Origin of the sequence: Pseudomonas sp. IPO3749, assembly GCF_013386605.1 — a bacterium.
GTDB lineage: Bacteria > Pseudomonadota > Gammaproteobacteria > Pseudomonadales > Pseudomonadaceae > Aquipseudomonas > Aquipseudomonas azotoformans_A.
The window spans coordinates 167,577-175,339 of sequence record NZ_JACARN010000001.1; the positions used below are offsets into that span (position 1 = coordinate 167,577).

At 60.5% G+C, this 7,763-nt stretch carries 7 protein-coding genes; 3 read left to right on the forward strand and 4 right to left on the reverse strand.

The features are described 5' to 3' along the window. Positions 1-8: 8 nt before the first annotated feature. Positions 9-2,192: a YccS family putative transporter gene (yccS, locus tag HX812_RS00770; protein WP_038850231.1), complete on the forward strand. Its 2,184-nt coding sequence runs from the start codon at positions 9-11 to the stop codon at positions 2,190-2,192. A gap of 35 nt (positions 2,193-2,227) precedes the next feature. Here yccS and HX812_RS00775 read toward each other — a convergent pair whose 3' ends face one another. Continuing rightward, on the reverse strand, positions 2,228-2,965 hold the full coding sequence (locus HX812_RS00775; protein WP_038850230.1) for an ABC transporter substrate-binding protein: 738 nt from the start codon (positions 2,963-2,965) through the stop codon (positions 2,228-2,230). 201 nt (positions 2,966-3,166) lie between these two features. On the opposite strand from HX812_RS00775, the gene HX812_RS00780 reads away from it, so the two are divergent. Continuing rightward, the gene (locus HX812_RS00780; RefSeq protein WP_038850229.1) at positions 3,167-3,619 is read left to right on the forward strand and encodes a GNAT family N-acetyltransferase; all 453 of its coding nucleotides are present in this window, start codon (positions 3,167-3,169) and stop codon (positions 3,617-3,619) included. 111 nt (positions 3,620-3,730) lie between these two features. On the opposite strand, the gene HX812_RS00785 is transcribed toward HX812_RS00780, so the two are convergent. From HX812_RS00785 to HX812_RS00795, 3 genes are read right to left on the reverse strand one after another with little or no spacing between them, the layout of a single operon-like run. After that, positions 3,731-4,027, reverse strand: a complete 297-nt coding sequence (locus HX812_RS00785; protein ID WP_038850228.1) for a helix-turn-helix domain-containing protein — start codon at positions 4,025-4,027, stop codon at positions 3,731-3,733. Positions 4,028-4,046: 19 nt separating this feature from the next. Further along, positions 4,047-4,547: a M48 family metallopeptidase gene (locus HX812_RS00790; RefSeq protein ID WP_038850227.1), complete on the reverse strand. Its 501-nt coding sequence runs from the start codon at positions 4,545-4,547 to the stop codon at positions 4,047-4,049. Positions 4,548-4,588: 41 nt separating this feature from the next. Continuing rightward, positions 4,589-6,694, reverse strand: a complete 2,106-nt coding sequence (locus HX812_RS00795; RefSeq protein WP_038850226.1) for a bifunctional diguanylate cyclase/phosphodiesterase — start codon at positions 6,692-6,694, stop codon at positions 4,589-4,591. A gap of 311 nt (positions 6,695-7,005) precedes the next feature. Between HX812_RS00795 and HX812_RS00800 the strand changes: the two genes are divergently transcribed. After that, on the forward strand, positions 7,006-7,671 hold the full coding sequence (locus tag HX812_RS00800) for a polysaccharide lyase family 7 protein (RefSeq protein WP_033898011.1): 666 nt from the start codon (positions 7,006-7,008) through the stop codon (positions 7,669-7,671). Positions 7,672-7,763: the final 92 nt, after the last annotated feature.

A 7,763-nucleotide genomic window follows, 5' to 3' on the forward strand; every position in this document is an offset into this window, starting at 1 on the left:
CAGCCTTCATGTCCTCGACCTCGTTCAAGCAGTCCCTGCGCCGCCTGTGGGCGCTGGATAAATTCAGTTACAGCATCCGGGTGTTCATCGCCCTCACCGGCAGCATGGCGCTGTGCTGGTATCAGGATGAAATGACGCTGCTGATCCCGTTGTTCCTGGGGATTATCGCCAGCGCCCTGGCCGAGACAGATGACAGTTGGCAAGGCCGTCTCAATGCCCTGGCGGTGACGCTGGTGTGTTTCAGCATCGCCGCGCTGTCGGTGGAGCTGCTGTTCCCGTATCCCTGGATCTTCGCGATCTCCCTCGCCCTGGCCACCTTCTGCCTGACCATGCTTGGCGCGTTGGGCGAACGTTATGGCGCGATCGCCTCGGCAACGCTGATCCTGTCGGTGTACACCATGATCGGCGTGGACCAGCGCGGTGGCGCGGTCTCGGACTTCTGGCATGAGCCGCTGCTGCTGGTGGCCGGTGCCGCCTGGTACGGCGCGTTGTCGGTACTGTGGCAGGCGTTGTTTTCCAACCAGCCGGTGCAACAGAGCCTGGCGCGGTTGTTTCGCGAACTGGGGCGCTACCTCAAGCTCAAGTCATCGTTGTTCGAACCGATCCGCCAGCTGGATGTGGAAGCGCGTCGCCTGGAACTGGCCCAGCAAAATGGGCGGGTGGTGGCCGCGCTGAATGCCGCGAAGGAAATCATCCTGCATCGCGTGGGCAATGGCCGCCCTGGCTCGAAAGTCAGCCGCTACCTCAAGCTGTACTTCCTCGCCCAAGACATCCATGAGCGTGCCAGCTCATCCCACTATCCCTACAACGCATTGGCCGAAGCCTTCTTCCACAGTGACGTGCTGTTCCGCTGCCAACGCCTGCTGCGTCAACAGGGTAAGGCGTGCCAGACCCTGGCCGAGTCGATCCAGCTGCGCCAGCCGTTCATCTATGACGACAGTTTTGCCGAGGCCCTGGGCGACCTGAACGCCTCCCTGGAACACCTGCGCATCCAGAGCAACCCAGCCTGGCGCGGCCTGCTGCGCTCGTTGCGCGCGCTGGCGGCCAACCTGTCGACGCTGGACCGCCTGCTGGGCGATGCCAGCAACCCCGACAGCCTGGCGGACGCCACCGACAGCAACCTGCTGGACCGCGCCCCGCGCAACCTCAAGGAAATGTGGACGCGCCTGCGCACGCAGATGACGCCCACATCACTGTTGTTCCGTCACGCGCTGCGCCTGTCCCTGGCGCTGACGGTCGGCTACGGCATGTTGCATGCGATCCACGCCTCCCAAGGCTACTGGATCATCCTCACCACGTTGTTCGTGTGCCAGCCGAACTACGGCGCCACCCGGCGCAAGCTCGGCCAGCGGATCATCGGCACTGCCATCGGCCTTACCGTGGCCTGGGCGCTGTTCGACCTGTTCCCAAGCCCCCTGGTGCAGTCGATGTTCGCCATCGCCGCCGGCCTGGTGTTCTTTATCAACCGCACCACCCGCTACACCCTGGCCACCGCCGCCATCACGTTGATGGTGCTGTTCTGCTTCAACCAAGTGGGTGACGGCTACGGCCTGTTCCTGCCGCGTCTGTTCGATACCTTGCTCGGCAGCTTGATTGCGGGCCTGGCGGTGTTCCTGTTCCTGCCGGACTGGCAAGGCCGCCGCCTGAACAAAGTGCTGGCCAACACCCTGACCTGCAACAGCATCTATTTGCGCCAGATCATGCAGCAATACGCCGCCGGCAAAAGCGACGACCTGGCTTATCGCCTGGCCCGACGCAATGCGCACAACGCCGACGCGGCGTTGTCGACCACGCTGGCGAACATGCTGATGGAGCCTGGGCACTTCCGTAAGGAGGCAGATGTGGGCTTCCGCTTCCTGGTGCTGTCGCACACCTTGCTCAGCTACTTGTCAGGCCTCGGCGCACACCGCGAAACCCAATTGCCGGCTGAGGTGCGTGAGCATCTGATCGATGGCGCCGGGAACACGTTGGCAGCGAGTATTGATGAAATCGCCACGGGGTTGGCCAACAAGCAGCCGATTGCGATTCAGAGCGATGCCGAGGAAGCGTTGGCGGCCGAACTGGAGCAGATGCCGGATGAGATTGATGAAGGGCAGCGATTGGTGCAGACGCAATTGGCGTTGATCTGTCGGCAGTTGGGACCGTTGCGCACGTTGGCGGCGCATCTGATCAAAGACACCAGCGCGGCCTGACCTGTGGTGAGCGGGCTTGCCACAAGAGGCAGCCACTACATCCCATGCTGCTTCATCAACCGCGCATAACTGCCATCCGCCTTCATCTTGGCAATCTCCCGGTCAAAGCTGGCGACGATCTGTTCATGCTCGGGGTTCTTCAAGCTCACCAAGATATGCAGGCTGTTTTCACTCAAAGGCTTGGGTAAAAACTCCACCGCATTGCGCACTCGCGCCGACTCGCGGGAGAGGTAATAACGCGCCACATATTCATCCTCCACGGTCAGCCGCACCCGCTGCGCCGCAAGCATGCGCACGGCCATGGCGAAGTTATGCACCGGCACTTTCTGCAACTGCGCATCGCCATCGAACGCCGCCGAATAGGCATACCCGCGCACCACGGCGATGGGGTAGTCGTGCAGTTGCTCAAGGTTCTGGAATGCAATGGGATCGTCACGCCGCTTAATGAAACGCACGCGGTTGAGCAGGTATTCGCCGGAAAACTGCCCCAGCTGCGTGCGCGCATCGTCGTACCAGGCGTTCACCAACACGTCATAACGCCCGTCGCCCACCCCCATTAATGCCCGGGCCCAGGGCACCTGTTCGAAATCACTGACATAACCCGCGCGGGCCAGGGCGGTGCTGACAATATCGGTGGCCAGCCCGCCATTGATCAAAGTGGCGTCAGTAAACGGCGGCCAGGCATCCGCTACCAGACGCAGACGCTGTGCGAAGGCCGGCTGGGCCAGCAACAACACTCCAATCAAAGCAACGGCACGAGAGAATCGCGGCATGCTCAAAGTCCTTGGCAGGCAGGCGGTAGCCTTAGCTCAGGCGAGGCCTGAGGTTCTAACAGTAGCTCAGATTACACAAAGAAACCGGCGCCGGACGCACTCAATGATGGCAATTTGATTTCACTCACAAAAATAGTCGATTTAGACACAAACGGCTGCCGCGCTTACTATCCGCAGCAGACATCTATAAGAGAACACGCCATGACCGTTGAATGGGTTTGCAAGCACCACGATGACCTGGGCAAGGAGCAGCTCTACGCCATCCTGCGCCTGCGCAACGAGGTTTTTGTTGTCGAGCAGAAATGCGTTTATCAGGACCTCGACGGACAGGATCTGTCGGGCGACACCCACCATCTGATGGCCTGGCAGGATGACCAGTTGGTTGCCTACCTGCGCCTGCTGGACCCAGAAACCCAAGGTGGTGACGTGGTAATCGGCCGCGTGATTGTGGCGCCGGTAGCGCGTGGCACCGGGCTGGGGCATCGGATGATGGAAGAAACCCTCAAGCGGATTGACGATATCTGGCCACAGACGCCGATCTTCCTGTCAGCCCAGGCGCATTTGCAGGGTTACTACGGGCGTTACGGGTTTGTGGTGGCGGGTGAGGAATATTTGGAAGATGACATTCCACATATTGGTATGCGGCGCGCTTGAGGGCCTCTTCGCGAGCAAGCCCGCACATTTGACCGGGTACTACCTTTGTAATGCGGTCGAATGTGGGAGCGGGCTTGCTCGCGAAAGCGTCAGCCCAGCCACCGAAGGACCTCAGGGATACCCCAACACCTGCTTGATCACCGCCAGATTCTCCTCGATCCAAACCCGATCGATCGCCCCCCAGCTGCGAATCCGATAGTGCCCGGCATGGTTGCGGGCACCGTCTTCCTGCTCGAACTCACACACAATGTCCAAGTCGGCCAACGCCGCTATCGTGTCCTGCGCCGTGCGCCGAGGCATGCCGGTGGCGTCGGTCAATGCTGGAACGCTGCTGGCCTGGCCGCTGTCGATCAAGTAGGCCACGTACAGGCGGCGGTAAAAGCTGCTCTTGGTCTTGCTCACATCCATGGTCGGTCGCCTTGTGCGGTCAGGGTTTGCCCTGCAGGTCGCGGTACCTGAGGTAGACGCGCAGGTCGAATTCCACCTGATGGTAGCCCGGCATCATGTACTCACAGAGTTTGTAGAACGCTTTGTTGTGGTCCGATTCCTTGAAGTGCGCCAGCTCGTGGACCACGATCATGCGCAGAAACTCCGGCGCGGCCTCCTTGAACAGCGCGGCAATGCGAATCTCTTTCTTGGATTTAAGGTTGCCGCCCTGCACCCGCGAAATCGTGGTGTGCAGGCCGAGTGCGCGGTGGGTCAGGTCCAGGCGGTTATCGAACAGCACCTTGTCGATGGCCGGTGCATTGCGCAGGTGCTCCTGCTTCAAGGCCAGGGCGTAGGCGTACAGGGCCTTGTCGTTCTGCACAGCGTGGCGTTCGGGGTAACGTTGCTCCAGGTAAGCACCCAACTGGTCCTTGGCGATCAGCTGGCGCACTTGTTCCTGGAGGGCGGCGGGATAGGCCTGTAGGTATTTCAGCGCGGTCATGGGGTCTGCAACAGGTTCGGATGGCCGCCAGTGTAACGAATTCAGCCCAGGCGAGCGCGGCACCAGTCGGTCACTTCCTCGGCCATCAACGGCTGGGCTGCCAGCGGGCCTTGGATAAACGGGCAACCGTTGGCCTTGAGCCATTGGGCTTGCTCCTGGGTTTCGACGCCCTCCGCCACCACCACAACCTCAAAATGCCCGCACAGTTCGATAATGCTGCGCGCCATCACCGCGTCCCGCGCGGAACCCGGCAGGCGCGCGACCAATTGCGGGTCGAGCTTGAGCGTATCGAACGCCAGGTCGCGCAGATGCGCCAGGGAACAATTGCCCAAGCCAAAGTCATCCAGCGCGGTGCGCACACCGATCTGGCGCAACAACTTGAGCTGCTTGGTCGACTCTTCAAGGTTACTCATCAGGCAGTCTTCGCTGATTTCGACCTCCAACTGCCGCCCCTGCAACCCATGTCGCTCCAGTACCTGCTGCAGTTGGCTGGCCAGGTTGGGCATATTGAACTGGTTGCTGCTCAGGCTCACGCTCAGCACCAATTCATCATCAAACGTGGTTTTCCAGGCCTGGCGTTGCGCGGCGACCTGTTGGTAAATCCAGGTGCTGAGCTGGCTGATCAACCGCGCCTCTTCCAACAACGGCAGAAACAGCCCCGGCGGCACATCGCCAACACTCGGATGCTGCCAGCGCAACAGCGCTTCGACGCCGCGCAGGCGCCCATCGTCCAGAGAAACTTGAGGCTGATAGACCAGGGTGAAATCCTTGTTCTGGATTGCCGTGCGCACACTGTCTTCCAGCATCAGCCGCGAGCGGGCGCGGCCGTTCATTTCCTGGTCGTAATAGCGATACTGCTGACGGCCCGCACGCTTGGCTTCGTACATGGCAATGTCGGCGGCGCGCAGCAGGCCATTCAAGTCCGAACCACAATCCGGGAACGTGGCGATGCCGATGCTGACACCGAGCATCACATCCAGGCCCTCTATCTGCTGGCAGATCGATACGCGTTCGATCAGTTTTTCTGCAATCTTCGCCGCCTGCTCGGGATACTCCAGCTCCAGCAGCGCGGTAAATTCGTCGCCGCCCATGCGTCCGAGGATGTCGCCGGCCTGCAGGCAACCCTGCAATTGTTCCGACACCCAGCGCAGTACCCGGTCGCCAGCGTCATGCCCCAGGGAATCGTTGACCCGCTTGAAGCCATCCAGGTCCAGGTACAGCAACACCAGCGACTGCTCAGTGCGTTCACTGCGCAGCAAGGTGTTCTCAACTGCCTGGTAGAAACCGCGCCGGTTCAGCAGCCCGGTCAAGGGGTCCGTAACGGCCTGGAATTCCAGTTGCTGGTGCAGGTGACGCACCTCGGACATGTCCAGCACCGTCACCACCATCGCCTTCTGCTCCGCAGGCAACGGCGCGCACGACAACGCCACCGGCACCTGCTGACCACGGCTGGTACGCAGGATCGCATCATGCAGGCGCCAGGTCTCGCCCTGGCCGTAAGCGGCATACATCGACGAGTCCAGCCATGTCGGCACATGGGGTTTTTGCAGGAAACCCAGGAATTCCTCGCCTTGCAGCTCGTCCAGGGTGGCATTGAGCAAACGCGAGATCGCCGGGTTGGCGTACTCGATCACGCCGCCTTGGCCCACCACCAGAATGCCTTCGGCGGCATTGTCCAGCACCGAGGCGTTGAAGGCACGGGCGGACTCCAGGTCATGACTCAAGCGCTGCAAGGCTCGGCGGTTGCGCTGGTGCTCCAGCAATGCCTGGACCTTGGGCTTGAGAATATGCGGGTCGAAGGGCTTGAACAGGTAGTCGATGGCGCCGCTGGCGTAGCCTTCCAGCACGGCGGCTGGGGACTGGGCGTTGGCGCTGAGGAAGATGATCGGGGTCATCCGTGTGCGCTGGCTGCCGCGCATCAGGCGGGCCACTTCGAAGCCGTCCATGCCGGGCATTTTCACGTCCAGCAGCACCAGGTCGACGTCATGCTGCAGCAACAATTCCAGGGCTTCCAGGCCAGACGCCGCCGTGATGACCTGCCAGTCTTCACGCTGCAGGAGCGCACGCATGCTGAGCAGATTCTCCGGGTAGTCATCAACCACCAGAAGAACCGAACTGCCATCGCCGTGATGTGGAGCGCATTCCATGCTACGTCTCTTCCTTGGGAGCCATTCCGGTCAATTCTGACAGAAAACCCGGACAAACTCTGAGGCCTCACTCTAGCCCCGGTTCCGAAAAATCAGAAGTAATGGCGGTGCCATCATTGCGCCAATTTTCAGGAAGCCGACTAACGGTCAATGCCTGGAGCCCACGGATCATGGGAAACATGGCTTTTTGACACTTCCTTGACGCCAATAAATTGCCAGCAAACGTTTAACAAGACGGTTAACACCACCTATAAAGAACCTGTCTGGCCCAAGGGCCTTAGCCTACACCTCTCTGTAAAAAGGCCTACGCCATGATCGACCTTTCCACCTGGAACCTCAGTATCCCTGTCGGCTCCCCGCCCGCGACCATCGAAACTCCCAGGCTGATGAGCGGCTTCAACGACCAGTATTTCCAGGCCGAAGGCAGCAACGTGCAATTCTGGACCCCCGTCACCGGCACCCGCACTGAAAACGCGGTGTACCCGCGCAGTGAATTGCGTGAGACCTATGCCGATGGACGCCTGCGTAACTGGACCTACCCGGATGCGGACAACTTCCTGCGCGCCACGTTAGAGGTCAACCAGGTGCCGTCCAGCGGCAAGATCGTGATTGGGCAGATCCATGCCTATGACAGCCAGAAACCACTGATCAAACTGGAGTATCAATTCAAGGAAAAAACCCAGACCGGCAATATCGTCGCCAAGGTGCGCATGCGCCCGGATGATGGTGAAGGGCGGGTGATCATCGTGGCCTCGAATGTGCCGCTGGAGAAGAGCTTTACCTATGTGATCAACCTCAATAAGGCCGGGCTGCTCAGTGTGTATGCGGCGGATGGGGAGTGGAATGAGCGCATTGGCGCGGCGTGGGGCAGCAAGCCTCTGTATTTCAAGGCGGGGGCGTATGTGCAGGACAACAGTGGGGATAGCAAGGAAGGGGCGCGGGTGACGTTTGCGAAGTTGGATATTGATCACGACTGAGCATCGCTCCCTGTCGTGTAGGCCCTATCCGAACGAGCCAGAGATCAATCACCTTTTTGAACACGCCAGCGATCCCTGTGGGAGCCGGGCTT